22 protein-coding genes are annotated in these 16,249 nt (G+C 36.6%); 18 read left to right on the top strand and 4 right to left on the bottom strand.

All coding sequences use genetic code 11. From position 1 onward, the window contains the following. Positions 1-3: 3 nt before the first annotated feature. Positions 4-396: a VOC family protein gene (locus ACNJYY_RS01145; RefSeq protein WP_416730221.1), complete on the top strand. Its 393-nt coding sequence runs from the start codon at positions 4-6 to the stop codon at positions 394-396. 29 nt (positions 397-425) lie between these two features. Beyond that, a complete protein-coding gene (locus tag ACNJYY_RS01150) occupies positions 426-881 on the top strand; it encodes a VOC family protein (RefSeq protein WP_416730222.1) in 456 nt (151 codons plus the stop codon). Positions 882-941: 60 nt separating this feature from the next. Here the strand turns inward: ACNJYY_RS01150 and ACNJYY_RS01155 are convergent, their stop codons facing one another. Further along, positions 942-1,685 carry a metallophosphoesterase family protein gene (locus tag ACNJYY_RS01155; protein ID WP_416730223.1) on the bottom strand — a complete coding sequence of 248 codons (744 nt, stop codon included), beginning with the start codon at positions 1,683-1,685 and terminating at the stop codon, positions 942-944. 80 nt (positions 1,686-1,765) lie between these two features. Here ACNJYY_RS01155 and ACNJYY_RS01160 point away from each other — a divergent pair, with 80 nt between their 5' ends. Continuing rightward, entirely contained in the window at positions 1,766-1,942 is a 177-nt protein-coding gene (locus ACNJYY_RS01160) for a hypothetical protein (protein ID WP_416730224.1), read from the top strand. Between the two features lie 311 nt (positions 1,943-2,253). On the opposite strand, the gene ACNJYY_RS01165 is transcribed toward ACNJYY_RS01160, so the two are convergent. After that, positions 2,254-4,089: an LTA synthase family protein gene (locus tag ACNJYY_RS01165; RefSeq protein WP_416730225.1), complete on the bottom strand. Its 1,836-nt coding sequence runs from the start codon at positions 4,087-4,089 to the stop codon at positions 2,254-2,256. A gap of 111 nt (positions 4,090-4,200) precedes the next feature. On the opposite strand from ACNJYY_RS01165, the gene ACNJYY_RS01170 reads away from it, so the two are divergent. The 4 genes from ACNJYY_RS01170 to ACNJYY_RS01185 are packed head-to-tail and all read left to right on the top strand — an operon-like array spanning position 4,201 to position 6,117. Beyond that, positions 4,201-4,602: a VOC family protein gene (locus tag ACNJYY_RS01170; protein ID WP_416730226.1), complete on the top strand. Its 402-nt coding sequence runs from the start codon at positions 4,201-4,203 to the stop codon at positions 4,600-4,602. An 8-nt stretch (positions 4,603-4,610) separates the two neighbouring features. After that, positions 4,611-5,186: a signal peptidase I gene (gene lepB, locus ACNJYY_RS01175; RefSeq protein WP_416730227.1), complete on the top strand. Its 576-nt coding sequence runs from the start codon at positions 4,611-4,613 to the stop codon at positions 5,184-5,186. Positions 5,187-5,236: 50 nt separating this feature from the next. Next, entirely contained in the window at positions 5,237-5,734 is a 498-nt protein-coding gene (locus ACNJYY_RS01180; protein WP_416730228.1) for a DNA-3-methyladenine glycosylase I, read from the top strand. 44 nt (positions 5,735-5,778) lie between these two features. Beyond that, on the top strand, positions 5,779-6,117 hold the full coding sequence (locus tag ACNJYY_RS01185; RefSeq protein ID WP_416731780.1) for a L,D-transpeptidase: 339 nt from the start codon (positions 5,779-5,781) through the stop codon (positions 6,115-6,117). Between the two features lie 35 nt (positions 6,118-6,152). Here the strand turns inward: ACNJYY_RS01185 and ACNJYY_RS01190 are convergent, their stop codons facing one another. Both ACNJYY_RS01190 and ACNJYY_RS01195 read right to left on the bottom strand, forming a co-directional pair. Beyond that, positions 6,153-6,476, bottom strand: a complete 324-nt coding sequence (locus tag ACNJYY_RS01190) for a hypothetical protein (RefSeq protein WP_416730229.1) — start codon at positions 6,474-6,476, stop codon at positions 6,153-6,155. Positions 6,477-6,494: 18 nt separating this feature from the next. Beyond that, positions 6,495-7,748 (bottom strand): helix-turn-helix domain-containing protein, encoded by a 1,254-nt coding sequence (locus ACNJYY_RS01195; protein WP_416730230.1) that lies wholly within the window; start codon positions 7,746-7,748, stop codon positions 6,495-6,497. A gap of 224 nt (positions 7,749-7,972) precedes the next feature. Between ACNJYY_RS01195 and ACNJYY_RS01200 the strand changes: the two genes are divergently transcribed. The 11 genes from ACNJYY_RS01200 to ACNJYY_RS01250 all read left to right on the top strand — a co-directional run bounded on the left by ACNJYY_RS01200 (position 7,973) and on the right by ACNJYY_RS01250 (position 16,248). After that, entirely contained in the window at positions 7,973-8,875 is a 903-nt protein-coding gene (locus ACNJYY_RS01200) for a hypothetical protein (protein ID WP_416730231.1), read from the top strand. A gap of 76 nt (positions 8,876-8,951) precedes the next feature. Then, positions 8,952-9,362, top strand: coding sequence for an NUDIX hydrolase (locus ACNJYY_RS01205; RefSeq protein WP_416730232.1), 411 nt, complete (start codon positions 8,952-8,954; stop codon positions 9,360-9,362). Between the two features lie 47 nt (positions 9,363-9,409). Next, positions 9,410-9,712 carry a hypothetical protein gene (locus ACNJYY_RS01210; RefSeq protein ID WP_416730233.1) on the top strand — a complete coding sequence of 101 codons (303 nt, stop codon included), beginning with the start codon at positions 9,410-9,412 and terminating at the stop codon, positions 9,710-9,712. Positions 9,713-9,743: 31 nt separating this feature from the next. Further along, on the top strand, positions 9,744-10,679 hold the full coding sequence (locus ACNJYY_RS01215; RefSeq protein WP_416730234.1) for a magnesium transporter CorA family protein: 936 nt from the start codon (positions 9,744-9,746) through the stop codon (positions 10,677-10,679). 186 nt (positions 10,680-10,865) lie between these two features. Next, entirely contained in the window at positions 10,866-12,074 is a 1,209-nt protein-coding gene (locus tag ACNJYY_RS01220; protein ID WP_416730235.1) for a D-alanyl-D-alanine carboxypeptidase family protein, read from the top strand. Positions 12,075-12,219: 145 nt separating this feature from the next. Next, positions 12,220-13,323 (top strand): HD-GYP domain-containing protein, encoded by a 1,104-nt coding sequence (locus ACNJYY_RS01225; RefSeq protein ID WP_416730236.1) that lies wholly within the window; start codon positions 12,220-12,222, stop codon positions 13,321-13,323. Positions 13,324-13,375: 52 nt separating this feature from the next. Beyond that, positions 13,376-13,858: a DinB family protein gene (locus ACNJYY_RS01230; RefSeq protein WP_416730237.1), complete on the top strand. Its 483-nt coding sequence runs from the start codon at positions 13,376-13,378 to the stop codon at positions 13,856-13,858. A gap of 269 nt (positions 13,859-14,127) precedes the next feature. Then, positions 14,128-14,433 carry an antibiotic biosynthesis monooxygenase family protein gene (locus ACNJYY_RS01235; RefSeq protein WP_416730238.1) on the top strand — a complete coding sequence of 102 codons (306 nt, stop codon included), beginning with the start codon at positions 14,128-14,130 and terminating at the stop codon, positions 14,431-14,433. Next, positions 14,430-14,810, top strand: a complete 381-nt coding sequence (locus tag ACNJYY_RS01240; RefSeq protein WP_416730239.1) for a hypothetical protein — start codon at positions 14,430-14,432, stop codon at positions 14,808-14,810. Before ACNJYY_RS01235 ends, ACNJYY_RS01240 begins: the two co-directional genes overlap by 4 nt. A gap of 20 nt (positions 14,811-14,830) precedes the next feature. Continuing rightward, positions 14,831-15,481 carry a cobalamin B12-binding domain-containing protein gene (locus ACNJYY_RS01245; RefSeq protein WP_416730240.1) on the top strand — a complete coding sequence of 217 codons (651 nt, stop codon included), beginning with the start codon at positions 14,831-14,833 and terminating at the stop codon, positions 15,479-15,481. Next, the gene (locus ACNJYY_RS01250) at positions 15,478-16,248 is read left to right on the top strand and encodes an STAS domain-containing protein (RefSeq protein WP_416730241.1); all 771 of its coding nucleotides are present in this window, start codon (positions 15,478-15,480) and stop codon (positions 16,246-16,248) included. Before ACNJYY_RS01245 ends, ACNJYY_RS01250 begins: the two co-directional genes overlap by 4 nt. The last annotated feature ends 1 nt before the right edge of the window (position 16,249 follow it).

Here is a 16,249-nt window from a genome sequence, read left to right on the forward strand (position 1 = left end):
AAGATGCTGCATCATATCGGGTTGTATGTAAGTGATATGAAAACGTCTTGTGAATTCTATGAAAAGATTCTTCCTATTAAAAAGAAAGAAAGTTTCATGTGGAACGATACAGAGCTCGTATTTTTAGTAGGAGAAGGATTTCAGCTTGAATTGATGACTAATTCAGGAAGTCATGCGGCAAGCAGTCATTTTGCATTCAGCGTGACTTCTGTGACAAAAAAAATAAAGGAACTATCTCGTAAGGAAATCTTCATAGAAGAAGGACCGTATGACCTTCCGAATGGTTGGAGAACTGTTTTTTATAATGGTCCAGACGGAGAAGAGATTGAATTTATTCAAACGACTAAACCTAGTATCTCTAGTTCTTTCTTTATCCCGAAAAAGATTAGAAGATAATATATAGAATGAATGAACGGAGTAATCATATGATTAAAGGACTATATGAAGCACATTTACCGGTAAGTAATCTTAAAACCTCTATAGAATTTTATAAGAAACTAGATTTAGAGATCGCTTATCAACAGGAAAATTTAGTGTTTTTCTGGATTGATAAAGGAAGAAGTTGGTTGGGATTATGGGAAACGGAAAAGGTTAAAACACCCTATCACCCATCGTTACGGCATATCGCTTTTCAAATTGATAGAGATAATATGTTAAGCATTAAAGAATGGTTAAAAGAAAGAGATATAGAAGTCTCTACTAATTTTGGATTTCCGCCTGAAAAGCAACCTTTAGTGTTGCCTAATAACCCGCAAGCTCACGCAGCCGTTTATTTTACAGATCCAGATGGAAATAGCATCGAATTAATTGCTCCTTTAAGACTGGATGTCAAAGAAGAATATAATATGATCACATTAGATGAATGGAATAAAACAAAATAAAGAATTTCTACTACAAAGACGCACACTAATAAAGTGAGAAGCAAAGTTAAGGGCTATATTCTAACTATGAAAAGCTCTCATTAAAAACGGAGCATCTGGAACTTCAAGCTCTCTATAAGCCTTAAACAGATTTGTTTGGTCGTAGGCTATAGATTTAAATTCAATCTTAAGGTCCTTTTCATCAGTGATAGAGATGATGGCATATCGAGCTTCGGCAACTTTATTACATCCTAGTGCACCAGGATTCACTAAATGAGTTTGATTTATCTTATAGTTATGAAGGATATGATGGTGCCCGAATCCTATAAAATCATAGGTAAGTGATTCTTTAAAAAGACCTTTCATCGCTTTAGAATCCGGTTCACTAATAATTGGCATAAAAGGATCTTCAACTATTGGAGATTCTTTTTTTCCTTTCTTGAAGGGATAGTGCGTGAAGAGAAAACGAAAACCCTTTTCTTCGACTATTAGCTCTCGGGGAAGTGTACTCAATATTTGAGCATAAGTATCTGTAAGCTGGTCAGCAATCCATTGATGATGTTGCTTTGCGTGTCTGTGACTCTTTGGGTGAGGCAGACCATATTTTAACGCCAAGATCGATTCATCATGATTTCCCGTAACCATCATAATAGATGACAGGTTACATAACCGTTCAAGCACCTCGTTTGTAAACGGACCGATTCCAATCATGTCACCGCCGCTAATAAAACGAGAGATTCCCATACGTGTAGCGTCATCAATAACAGTTTGAAGTGCATCCAAATTACCATGAATATCCGTAAAATAAGCAAAAAGAGGTTTCAATATATCTCCACCTTTAACAAATTATTTTTTATAATAAATTTAAGCATCTTCTTTTCAATGTGACTTAGGAGGTTAAAGAAATGAGAAAGAAGTTAGATTTTATTTTTGAATTACTCTTTTTTCTGATTGCCCTATTAAGTATGTTGTACTTTATCCATATAGATGAGTGGAAGAGTATTTATTTCTTAACATTCCTAATCGTAGCTGTTGGTTCTGTCTTGAGATTATCTAAAAAAATTAAAGACGGTTATAGATAGGAATTGAACGAAATAAAACATAGTCCCTCACAAGTTATTTATACTAAATTAATAAAGCTGCTTCTTTGCAAAAGACTAGGAGGTTAAGTAAATGAGGGTGAAGCTTGGTTTTATTTTAGATTGTATAATTATTTTAGCGACTTTGATAAGCATTTTTTACTTAATCTTCATAGGTGAGTGGAACAGCATATTTTTTATTTCATGTTTAATCCTAGGGTTCAGCTCTATTATTAGAATATCAAAAGAAGTAAAAGAAGGATTTAAATGAATTATTACAAACACAAAAAAAGCCCCTCACGAGGGGGCTATAATTAATTTAAAAAACGCAGCAGATCACCATAGATGATTCGATCTGACTGATCGAGTTCCTCTTTTGCCTGTTCGATATAAGGCTTACATTTTTCCTCTTCTACAGGTGCCCCGAAAGGTTTTACATAACACGTCTCATTTGTATAAATATAGTCGTCTGTTACGAACGAGCCGTTACGGAGAACGGTTAATTCATGATGTTCTTTTGAAAATAGATCCGTTCCAAAATGAACGTCATCCTTTGATTCAATTCCAAGCAAGTGTAGCAGCGTAGGCTTTAGATCAATCTGTCCACCGACCGTATCAATCTGCTTGCCTTTTTTTCCTGGAACGTGAATGAATAAGGGTACTTGCTGCAGTTCTACTTGATTGTAAGCTGTGAGCGTAGCTTTGCTCAATACATCGGCCATCGCTTCTTGATGCCGTTCTGATATCCCGTAATGGTCTCCATAAACGACTACCACCGAATTCTCATATAATCCAGAGCTCTTCAGTTCTTCAAAAAACTGGCGCAATGCTTCGTCCGCGTACCGAACAGTTGTAAAATAGCGGCTAACCGTTCCATCTTCTACAGGGTAGGGCTCAATCCACTGTTCTTTTTCATTGATCAAATAAGGATGATGGTTCGTCAAGGTAATAAATCGAGCATAAAAAGGCTGAGGCAGCTTCTTTAAATATGGCATGGATTGTTCAAAGAAAGGTATATCTTTAAGTCCATAGTTTATCGAGTTTTCATCCGTAACCTTATAGTATTCCTCACTATAAAACTTGTCATAGCCCATTGTCTTATAAATAACATCCCGGTTCCAAAAGCTTTTATTGTTGCCGTGAAAAACTGCTGAATAATAGCCGTCTGATTTTAAAATTTCAGGCATCGCGTTGTATTCGTTCAATGGATGGGTTTGAAAAACAGCACCCCTTGGCAGTGGATATAAGGAATTATCGATCAAAAATTCAGAATCGGATGTCTTTCCCTGACCTGTTTGATGATAGAAGTTATTAAAATAATAGCTAGATTTAGCAAGTTCGTTTAAGAATGGTGTCACTTCTTCACCGTTAATTTCGTAATTCAGTACAAAATTTTGAGTAGATTCGAGAGAGATCATGATTAAGTTTTTTCCCTTTGCAATTCCATAGAGCTCAGGGTTATTAACGGTTTCTTTTTTCACATTCTGGAGAATTTCCTCTGCATCCATATTGCTTGCTAGTGCTTTTTGCATAGAAGACTTTGATTGGAGCATGATGTCGTACAGATGGTAATTGAATGTCCCTAAGCTCTTCACAAGAATTTCTCTATCAAATGTACGAGTTAAAAGCTGAGGCCGGTTTATTTCTGCAAGGATTAAATGAATAGATAAAATAGCTATACCGCATAAGAATAATTTTCTCCGGTCCACTGGTTTTAATAGATAATCAGACTTCCATCTCGTCTGTTTTAATAGATAAGCTAACAGAAACAGATCAACAAAAAAGAAAATGTCTGTGAAATAGATCAGTTCATAAACACTGTTCCCGATATCACCAACATTCTTTGTTTGAAACAATACCGGAATCGTAAGGAAATCGGTAAAGAATCGATAATAGACGACGTTCGCATATAAGATAAAGCTATAAATAAAGGAAAGCCATAAGATGATTCGTCTTCTTTTAGCAGGTGGAGCAAGGTTAGCTAAACAAAAATAGAGTACGAGAAAGCTTAAAGGATTTAAAAATAATAAAATTTCTTGCAGGAAATGATCGATAGGCAGCGTAAATGAAACTTTATAAACAATATATGTTTTCAACCAAAGCAAAGAAATAGCCAGGAAGATTGCTGCGTGTTTTGTTTTAGTGTTCATAGGATAACCCTCCTGTATTAAAACGGAAATCTTTACCATTGTAGGCTATTTCACGAAAGATTAAAAGTGATAGAGTACCTTTTTTTAAGTAGAGGGTAAATAGGAGAAATCATGACATCACCACAAGGCTTACATCATATCGAAATGAACGTACAAAATCTAAGGAAAACGAAGGTGTTTTATGAATGGCTGCTGCCGGAGTTAGGCTTTTCTCTTTTTCAAGAGTGGGAAAAAGGTTTTAGCTACAAAATGGAATCTTCGTATCTTGTTTTTGTACAAACAGAAGAATTATATAATGATATACCTTTTCACCGAAAGCGTTCAGGACTTAATCACCTGGCCTTTTGGGCTAAATCACGTGCGCAAATAGAGTACCTTCGTGTACAATTGAAGAAGAAAAATATTTCCTTTTTGTATGAGGATAAGTTTCCTTTTGCAGGTGGAAAAAATCATTATGCTTTATTCTTTGAAGATCCAGATCGATTAAAAATTGAAATCGTTGCGCCGAGGTGAATGAAGATATGATAGAACAAGAACAAGAACAAGAACAAGAAAAAGAAACAAAGCAAAAAAATGAATGGGTAAGCTGGCTAAAGGCGATCGGCTTCGCTTTAGTCTTTGTATTCATCACAAAAGCCTATTTCTTTGCTCCATATATGGTAGAAGGTGCATCTATGTCACCTACTCTTCATGATCAAGAAAAGCTGTATGTTAATAAAATTGTTTATGCGTTTTCCGAGCCACAAAAAGGCGATATCGTCATCATTAAAGGTGACGATAAGCGGTATGTAAAACGAGTGATAGGTTTAGAAGGGGACATCATTCAAATGAAGAGTGACGACCTCTATGTTAATAATAAAAAAGTGAAGGAATCTTATCTGCAGGAAAACAAATCGGAAGCGAAAAGCTTAGGGGTGTATCTAACAGAAGACTTTGGACCACTTAAAGTCCCAAAAGGAAAAGTTTTCGTAATGGGTGATAACCGTCTGAACAGTATGGATTCACGAAACGGACTAGGTTTGATCGAAACGAAAGCAATTGAGGGTCGTTCAGAAGTCGTCATCTATCCATTTTCAGAAATGCGTGCAACCCAATAACAAAAGTGCAGCCCGGCTGCGCTTTTTATTTTTTAAAAGGAGTATGTGAGATGAACCGATGCAAGTGGAGTGAAGAAAGTGAGATGCTGCAACAGTATCATGATAACGAATGGGGTCAGTATGTAGCGGGAGACAATGCATTGTTCGAGTGTTTAACACTAGAACTATTTCAATCTGGGTTAAGCTGGAAGACCATTCTTCACAAAAGAGAGAACTTTAGAAATGCGTTTTCACAGTTTGAGATAGAAAAGGTCATGCAGTTTGGTGAAAAAGAGATTGAAGGGTTACTAGAGTATGCTGGGATCGTCAGACATAGAAAAAAGATTGAAGCGACGATTGAAAACGCAAAGAGAGTCCACGAAATTGTAAAGAAGTTTGGCAGTTTCGAAGAATTCTTAAAACAACTGCCACATGAAACAACGGAAAAGCAGAAAGTGTTGAGAAAGACATTCAAGCACGTGGGATTAACCACGGCTGAGAGCTTTTTAGAAGCTACAGGGAGGATACAAGCCTCACACAGTGAGCAATGCTTTAAGGCATCGAAATAGAGTCATTTCCTATTTGTCCTGCATAAGCTAAAGCGGGAGGTATGATGATGCCTTATGAGATCTATATTTCAACAACACGAAAAAGACTAGCCCTCGTAAAAGATGGGAAAGTAATCAAACGCTATCCAATAGGTGTCGGGAAAATGTTAACACCAACACCTACCGGAACCTATACGATAATTAATAAAGCACCGAATCCAGGCGGGCCGTTTGGAGTCATGTGGTTGGGACTCTCACGTCCGCATTACGGAATACATGGCACAGATACACCATCATCCATCGGAAAAAACGTATCCAAAGGATGTGTGCGAATGCACAATAATCATGTTTTAGAATTATCTAAGCTGGTGCCTATTGGGACGAAGGTGGTTATTAGGGCATGAAAAAAACCCCAGTACTGGGGTTTTTTATTTTTGTATCAAATATTTAATTTGAAACTTCTAATAGTGGGACTGTCGTCAAACACTATACCAGATTTGTTTCTAATGGTGGGACTGTCATCAAATGATAAATTAAATTTATTTCTAATAGTAGGACTGTCATCAAATGCTAAAATTGAATTACTTCTAATAGTTGGGGAATCATCGAATGCAAATTTAAATGATTTTCTTATTGTGGGAGAATCATCAAAAGCAATCTTTACCTTATTTATTTTTGGCGAATCATCAAAAGTCAGAGTTGAACTCACATTAGATGAGAGTAGCAAACCCATTGCTAGTGCTAATACCACTAGTTTTTTCATTATTTTTCCTCCTAATTATTAAACAATATTTTTCCTTGCGTTATTCGCAATTCGATAATAATTACTAGCTCTTTTATATAAAGATTGGTCAAAATAAACGTCAGCTAATAGTTCAGAGTATTTTGCAACATATTCCCAATTACTTCTGTTTTCAAAAAAACTTATGACATCTTTACTTATTAAGGTTTCAAAGTTCTCATCGTAATTTCCGCTAATCTGATATTGAAGGACTCTTAGATGGTAGTAAACCTCTAAATCGTTATTTGAATATTCATATCCTTCTTCAAGATATTCTTCAGCACGTTTATAATCTTTTAGTTTTAAATATTCTGTAGCAAGTAAAAATAAGGTTAATGCTTTTCTTTTTTGTGTCTGACTATTTCTATATTCTAAACTCTTCTTAAAATAATCTATTGCTTTTAGATGTTCATTTTTACAAGATGTTACATACCCTAAATTGTGATATATTACTCCGCTCATAAAATCGTCTTTAAAGGATTTAGAATACTTTAGTGCATTATTTAAGTGGTACTCTGCTAAATCATAATTTTTTGCTCGTCTATAGCTAATTGCTAATAGGACCTGGCAATCAGCGCTTCTACTATAGTTATATTCTTTATCAAAAATTGAAATTGCCTTAAAAGCATAAGTTGTTACAGAGTTTATTCTCATTAAAAAATTATAGGTAAGTGCCAATAAGTAATATAATATAGCAACCTCTGTTTCTATAATATTTAAACTCTTGCTTAGTTCACCTTCTGCTAATTTAAGGAATTGAAGCGCGTCATTGTATTTTTCACTATAATTATAATACATACCTTGCAGTAGGAAATAATTAAAGATTTGATCAGGAGTTAGTTGGTCAAAAACCTTTTTGACTTTTTCAAGTTCTAAGTTTGCTTTGTCTAATTCGGGTAAATCTTTAACCATATAGTACTTAGCTAGATAAAGGTTAAAAGTTATCATTATCTCTGGATGTGTAACATGGTCAATTTTATTTTCAACTTGAGGGAAAAACTCTATTGCTTCCTCAAACTGCCGATTTACCATCATCATATTCCACTCATTCAACATCTCAAGGATTTTACTTTCGTCCACTTCCTCCGGCGAAATACCTAGACGTTCACAAAGCAGGTTAATTACTTCTTCGCTTGATTTGGCGTCCCCTTTCTCAATCTTGCTCAAGTAGGAAACAGAACAAATTCCCTGTGCCAGCTCTTCCTGGGTTAGGCCTTTGGTTTTTCTATAATATCTTATTCGTTGACCGACCATAAAATCCCCCTTTCAGAACTTGGGAAAATTGTCATGCAAGACCCCCACTAAACAAGTATCTATCCTACCATTTTTCCCAATACAGAATAAATGGAATGTCTGATAAGATAAATATAACAGAAAATACAAAGTTTTTGCTAGAAATTGATAATTTTGAAAAGAACGTTTTACATAAATCCTATGTCAGCACGGAGCCGGCGTCAAATTTGAAGGGAGAGAGTACTATGGCTAAAATGTATCAATTATCATCACGAACTGCAGAGAAGAATCAATCGCTGTATGTCTCACGTGATCCTGAAGTGGCCGGAAATATAGTAAGAAATGAGGAAGGCGCTTTTGCCTACTCCGAAGTATTCATGGACAAACAGAAGAATTACTGGTTCTCCAAAAAGGTAGATGACCAGTCAAGAGACCACAAGCTCTTCATCTTTGACCATAAAAACGGCTGCTTGAAATCTCAGGTTATTAAAGGACAACCCAATTTTTACGAATTCGAATCGAGTGTTGTAGTCGCTTGTGAGGGTGATGGTTCAAAAGGCTCAGTCTTAATTTTTTCTAAAGACGGCCCAGAACTAGTAAAAGAATGGAAAGTGAATGGGTTCCTTTGGGAAGTAGAGATGAACCAAGATGTCCTCTACATTTCTTCCTATATTGTTGAGGAAGATCAGGCGGTTCTTTACATCATTCGTAACGGTAAGAAAAAGCGTATTAATTTGGGCAGCAACATGGCTCCTACTGATATTTTATGTCATGAAGATCTTGTATACGTTTCAGGTGCTCCCGTTCTAAACGGCGATCCAAAGAAGATCATGGTGTTGAATGACAAAGACAAAGTGGTTACAGAATACAAGCTATCCATTTCCCCACGTGCTCTATATCAAGTAGACAATCAGCTTTTAGTCTACGAATTGGATCTTGCAACGGGAAAGAGCGAACGAATCGTATACATTGATATGAAGACTGGTGAACAAAAGGAGCATGATATCCCTCATTCAAAGATCGTAGAATGTACCGATGATTCTCTGTCTTTATTAGAGCAAAACAGTAAAACGCTTTACACGTGGGATCATTGCAAATGTTGCATCGTGAACACACAAAAAGTAGCTGAGCAAACTAAAGTCATATAATTGTAGAAAAGTCCTGTGGTTATTTCGCAGGACTTTTTTTTCATGTCCAGAAAATAGCTGTAAAGGGGGAATGGGTATGAAATGGGAAGGTGCTAGTTGTATTTGTGTGAATGATGGAAAGTTATTGATGGTTTTACAAGGAACAGCAGATGAGGAGAAGAAGTGGAGTATTCCTTCCGGAGGCAGAGAGAGTAATGAGAGTCTTGAGGAATGCGGCATGCGAGAAGTATGGGAAGAAACGGGTTATGTCGTAAAAGTTACTAAGAAACTACATATAAAAGAAGGAATCTCACAGAACATCCATTTTAAAGTTCATTATTTTTTAACAGATCTAGTGAGTGGTTCTTCTGTTATTCAAGATCCGGATGGTTTAATACACGATATTAGGTGGGTATCCTTGAAAGAGTTAGAAGTACTTCCCTTATGCTTTCCAGAAGACCGAGAATTTTTACAAAGCTATCTGGCACCGTCTGAAAAGATAATCTAGTGTTTGTTCTTATTTTTATAAGGGAACTCTAATGGAGGAGGAAGACCGTGAAACTGATATTCGCTGAAAAGGAAGACCTTACCCGTTTGTTGGAATGGTGTAGTGACGCTCCGGAATATCATAAGAAACTTTCTCAATATTTAGAGGATCGTGATGATACAACCGTTTTGATTGCAGAAGAAGAGCATGAAATTATAGCCATTGCATTATTAAAGGTACAGGAAACTGAAAAGAAGGGTTACATCTGGATTTATTCAAAGAATAAAGATTTGCAGAGTCATCCTGATCTCATGCAATTTTCACTAAAGTGGTTAAGAAAACAAGGTGCAAAAGAATATACCGTTATCTAAAACGATCATTATATAAAGGATGGATCATTCTATGGAAGAAACAAGTGTCTATGGTTGGAAGTGGCATCGTCATGAGTGTCACGAAGAAACAATTCATGACTTAATTGCAGATACGAAAGGTTGCAAAAATTGGCTGAGTAATATTAAAGAAGATAAAGTCAATTATTTAAGAATTGAAAAAGACAGTGACGGTGATCAGATTGTTCGTGGATCTCTCACGTATAAACAAGATCCGAAGAATCAATCTGATTTTGAGGTATTTCATTTTTATATTCGGCCAAAATCGCTAATAACGGTGGGGTTAGATCTCTCACGTATCCAAGGAGACAACCGTGAAGCGTGTGATCATTTGATTTTAGAAGAAAAAACACCTGTGGAAGGCTTTATCATCCTGCTCGGTGAATTGGTCAATTATTTCTTGGATGGAATTGATGCATTAGAAGTGAAGCTTAAAGAACTTCAAAGGGATGTTCAAAGAAATAATCATACGAATTTATTAAACAGCATCTATGATCGACGCATTGAGTTGATCAACTGGAGCGATTTAACACTCCCCGTGCATGAAACGCAGATGGCTATTAAGGAAGCTTTTCTAGATGAAATTACGGAAACACGTGCATATAAGCGAATTGAAACTAGGATCGACCGAACAACTTCGCTTCTATCTCATTACAGACAAGACATTGATACTTTGTTAAACCTTGAAGAAGTTCTTTCTTCTCATCGTGGAAATGAAATTATGAAAACACTTACTGTATTTACCGTTATTTTCACTCCTGGCATGGTTCTAGGAGCAGTCTGGGGTATGAATTTCAAGAATATGCCGGAGCTTGATTGGAAATTTGGTTACCTTTACGCAATGATTTCTATCGTTGTCTCCACATTAGGTATATATATTTGGCTAAGAATGAAAGGTTGGACGGGAGATTTATTAAGAGGAAAGAAAAGCAGAAAACATTTTGACTAAATAAACTGAAAATATGAACGATATATAAAAGGAAACAGGCGGATTTTGTCGAACGGTATCAATTGATAAAACGCTTGTTTTTTTATGGCGAATATTACTAGATTTCATTTTGATTTCAACCATAAAAGAAACGAAACAATCAACGAAGAGATATGAAGATTAAATGACTAACGGGAGCGGAATTAAATGAAAAAACTTAGCCTAATTCTTGTTTTTTCACTGGTTATGCTTGTGAACACACAGTTTGTTCAAGCGACGGGGGAGAACACACCAGATATTAAAAGCGAAAGCGCTGTAATGATTGATGCGAAAACAGGAGATATTTTATATCAAAAAAACAGCTCGGAACAAATGTATCCAGCTAGTATTACGAAGATCATTACAGGGATTCTGGCTATAGAATCAGGCAAGTTAGATGATTCTGTCGTCGTGAGCAGTGACGCTGTTAGAGCCGAGGGGACACGTGTCTACTTGATGGAAGGCGAGCAAGTACCTTTGAAAAAGCTTGTTCAAGGCCTTTTGATCAACTCTGGTAATGATGCAGCTGTTGCGATTGCAGAATACGTGGCAGGGGATGTCGATTCATTCGCAGACCAAATGAACGAGTTTGCAAAAAAAGTGGGAGCAGAAAACACTCATTTTGTTAATCCGAACGGACTTTTTGATGAGGAACACTATACAACAGCCGAAGATATGGCAAAGATTACTCAATACGCGATGAAGAATGAAGAATTTCGTGAGATCGTATCAACAAAGGAATTACCTTGGGTAGGAGAAGGCTGGGAGACGACGTTAAGAAATCACCATCAGCTTTTGTGGGATTATCAGGGTACGATTGGTGTAAAGAACGGATATGTTGATGAATCCAAGCATACTTTAGTTACAGCTGTTTCTAGAGATAATCTTGATGTTATCATCGTTACACTTAAGGCTCCTACTAGTCGAGCGGCATATTGGGACACGATGGCACTTGGGGATTATGGATTTGCGAACTTTGAAAGACAAACATTATCTGCTGGTACAAAGATAGAAGCGTTAAACGGAAAGACTTATCCGCTAAAAGAAGATTTGGCTGTTACCTTGCCAAAAGGAGAAGAACCCGTTCAAGAAGTGAGTTCAGATGGAGAGCTTCAACTTAAAGACTCTTCGGGACATGTGTTACTCTCACATACATTATTTAAGGAGAAGGAAGAGGAAAAAGAAGCTTCCGCAACGGTCGATAGTAAATCAGTTGAAACAGTAGATTCGACGTTCATGCAATCTGTTGTGAAGGCAGGAATCTTCTTATACAGTGGACTGCTGCTCTTACTCGCATTCCTAGTGATCTTAAGAATGAGAAGTCAAAAACACAAACATAAAAAAATGAGACAAGTTGCTCGCAGTTATGTGAAATAAAACCGCCAATAGGCGGTTTTTTGTTTGTTAAAAAATAGAGTGAGCTATGCAAACATGTTTTAAATTCCAACATCCTATAGGATAAAAAGCTTTTATAGTATATAATTACATTAAATTACAAAATTCGACAATTGGAGTTTCGTTCATGATACGTAATATACAGTTAGCTCAGCTATTTATTGTGGGGAGTGCCTTCATACAGGCTCTCCATCATTTTTTTATAGAACCATTAGAAAGTTTCTACACCTTTCTTTTTTTATTTTTAATTGGTTTTCTTCCTGCATGGGGAGTCAACCGTATACAAGAACAATACACAAAATTGGCTTTTGTTATGTGCAGCATCTATGTCGTTTCCATTTCCTACTTTTTCGTTACATATCCGATCGTGCAGGCTGCTTACTTCTTTTTGCCTGTATCTGCTCTTCTTCTAAATGATAAGCGGCTTTATTATGTTTCAAGTATAGGTGGATTAACATCCTATCTCTTGCTATCGAACGAACCAATGAAAGATTATTTAGCATTTGTCTCCATTTATATGATTTTCTGTTCACTACTGTTCATGGCGCAGCGAATTGTTTATCAATCTGTTGCAGAAAAAGAAGCGATTCAGCAAGGTGTGAAAGCATTTTCGTTAGCAGTTGAAGCGAAAGACGTTTATACACAAGGGCATTCAAAGAGAGTGGCACTTTATGCCATGATTCTTGCTAAACATGGCCAATTCAAAAATGTAGAATGGGAAGAGCTTGAGTTGACAGCTCTCATTCATGATATCGGAAAGATCTCAACACCAGATGCTGTACTGTTAAAGAACGGAAAACTAACTCAAGAAGAGTACGAAATTATGAAAAAGCATCCTGTTGATGGAATGATTTTAGCAAAATCTTTCGGATATTCGGACCGAGTTCTAACAGGTATTCTGCATCATCATGAAAGATTTGATGGTCTGGGTTATCCACATGGTTTAAAAGGAAGAGATATACCGATTTATTCTCGTATCTTAGCAATCGCTGATTCTTTTGATGCGATGACCAGTAATCGTGCATATCGTCAAGGAATGACGCCTTGGGAAGCAAAGAAAGAGATCGAGAACCATTCAGGAAAAATGTATGATCCATTTATCGTAGAAGTGTTTGTTCGTGCTTATTACGACATGCTTTTAATCTGTGAAGACAATTCGGAAAATATTTTGATGAGTAACTCCGCGCATCAGGAGATTGCTTCTGGATTAAACGAAGGAAAAAACGGCTGAGACGAAGAAGATAATACAGGTAATTATTATACATAGCAGGAGGAAAGAAAAGATGAATGCGACAGCTTCCTTAACAGAGACGTTACTCGAAGAATTGTATGTTGTGGTTCGTACGACCAATCAATTATTAAAAAAAGCAGAACCTTCTGTTTACGATTTTCGACCTGTTGAAAACATGCGTTCTTTTTTAGAACTAGCCAATCATTTGGTTCAGATTCCTCATATCGACTTAGCGATTTTACAGGAAAAATCAGAGCAAGAAATTCGTCAGCTTGAAAAGAAGTTATCAGCAGAAAATATTACAGAATTAATTCATGTATTAGAAGAAGGGTATCATCTAGCAAAATCTTATTTTTTATCTCTTTCCGAAGAAGATTTTCTTAAGAAAGAAACCAAGGCGTTTTATGCAGAAAAAGGTGCTACGCAAGCAAGATGGCTAGTGGAAATTGTGACGCATAGCTATCATCACCGTGGACAGCTGTTTACTTATCTAAAACAGACCAATCATGATGTGAATATGTTTGATCTTTATTAAAGTAAAGGATAGAGCTCTAAAGGGAGTTCTATCCTTTTTTTTTGTGTGGTTAAATTACTGAAATCAAACATTTGATTAATGATATTGCTTTTCTTTCTGCCAAATATTTTCACTTTGATTCGACTTCTACACTCTTTTCCTGTAATATGTATGGTTCAATTTAAAAGATGTAGTTAGTCGAATTAGCTAGCAGGAAAAATAGAGTCTTTATTGAATCTTTTATGAGATAAACATTTTGTCATTTAAATACATCCAAGAGGTGATGTTTCATGTATACCGTCTTTTCTACGTTCGATGTTCCAAATGAAAAAGCAGACGAAGTTATAAATATATATAAGAACCGTTCTAGATCAGTAGATAACGCCGATGGTTTTGTTGATTTTTTATTGCTTCAGAACGATAAGCGGGCGGGTGAGCTGACCGTTCAACTTATTTTTACGTCAAAAGACGCTTATCTAAAGTGGGTAAGAAGTGAGGAAATTAAGAAGATTCATGATCTTGAAAAGAAATATCCTGATCAAGAATTAGCTGCTGTCATACCCACTGTAAAGCAATATAAGGTGGTCGCCAAATGACGGAATTTAACATAAATGTTATGGTAGAAAAAGTAACAGAAAAAATTTACCAAAAAGATCCTTCTCTTGTCGAAAGATATGGTGACAAGGGAAGAGCGAAGTGTATAGAAGATAACCATCATCATTTTAAGCACTTAGAGACAGCATATGAACTCGATAATAGCACGTTCTTTATCGATTATGCGATCTGGTTAGATGGTATCTTACAAAAGTTTGGAATGAGTACACAGCTCCTAATGGATAACTTTGATTTTATAATAGAAGTTTTATTAGAAGAACAGGAAAAGCAAACGTTTGAAAATACCCGTGTTGGTATTTATATTCAATATTTAAAACAAGCAAATGATGTTCTATGCAGTAAAGTGGAATCACACTAGAAAAAGGAGAGGTCCCATCCATGGCTATTTCAGAAGCTGAAAAATTGGCGCGTCTGTTCTTAGAAGGAAATCATGCTGAGGCATTGCGTTTCATCAAACAGCAGCCAGACCAAAATCGAATGGTTTTGTTTCGAGACCTGTTTACTCCTGCAATGTATATGATTGGAGACCTATGGGAGAATAATGAGATTTCCGTCGCTGATGAACATCTAGCAACAGGTGTTTGTGACTTTGTTCTTTCTAGGCTGTTTCAAGTATCAGCAGATGAAACAACTAATAAAAAGAAAGCTATGTTTTTATGTCTGCAGGGAGAACAGCATTATCTCGGAATTAAGATGATCAATAGTCTTTTTGATGAAAAAGGCTGGGAAACAAAATATTATGGAGCAAGTCTTCCGTTAGAATATGCATTGAAATCAGCGCTGCAATGGAAGCCTGAAATTATCGGGTTATCCGTTTCCATCGTTTATAATCTACCGGTGCTAAAAAATTATGTGCGTGCACTCGCAGCATTGCCGAATAAACCTGATATTTTAGTAGGCGGAAGGCTAACTGAAAAATACGATCTTGAACCATATGTGAATAAGCAAGGAATCATTATCAAAAATCTCCAACAGGTAGAAAAGTGGCTGGATGAATATACCGAAGAGAGGATTAACGCCTACAAATGAGCAGTGTCCTACCCGTACCATACGTAAAGATAGATAAACAAGGAGTTATTCTTAATAGATCCGCAAAAGCCATTGAGTTGTTGGACTTGCAGACTGAAACGATTCGGGACTGCTTTGACGAAGAAAGTCATAACAAATTAATGAAATATATGATGCCTTTTGAAGGAGATAAAACGTTTGAAGCAAATATAAAGGCGAGGAATCATCCTTTCTTGCTTTGTGATATCTCTGTTTGTTGGGAAGGGGAATTTGCTCACGTTGTTTTTATCCCGATCGGAAAGCATGTTCAAGGGCTTGAAGATAAGCTTTTAGAGCTTAGGCTGCGACTATCTTCTACAGATTTTGAACTGTTTGAGAAGAAGGAAGCGTTAGAAGATGCGATGAAACGGCTTGATGAATTGTCTGGACCGTTCATCCCGATCTCTGAAAAGATGGCGTTTGTTCCTCTGTTTGGAGATGTGAACGAGAGCAAGATGATTACCGTTACAGGGAACGCTCTTAAAGCGGCGTACGAAGGGCAATTTGAAGAAATCTTCTTTGATCTCTCTGCTACAGGAGAAATTGATGAAGGTGGCGTTCAGAAGTTAAGCGAACTGTTCCGCATGCTTCAATATATGAACGGAAAACCCGTAATAATTATCGGCGTAAAGCCGAAGCATGCTAGGCAGCTGACTGCACTAGACGTGGATTGGCCCGTCTATTTTGAAACTTCATTAAAAGATGTATTGATCGAGCATCTTCAAATAGGGAAAGCACCTCAAGCGTGAT

The organism is Fictibacillus tiangongensis (assembly GCF_048083785.1).
GTDB lineage: Bacteria > Bacillota > Bacilli > Bacillales > Fictibacillaceae > Fictibacillus.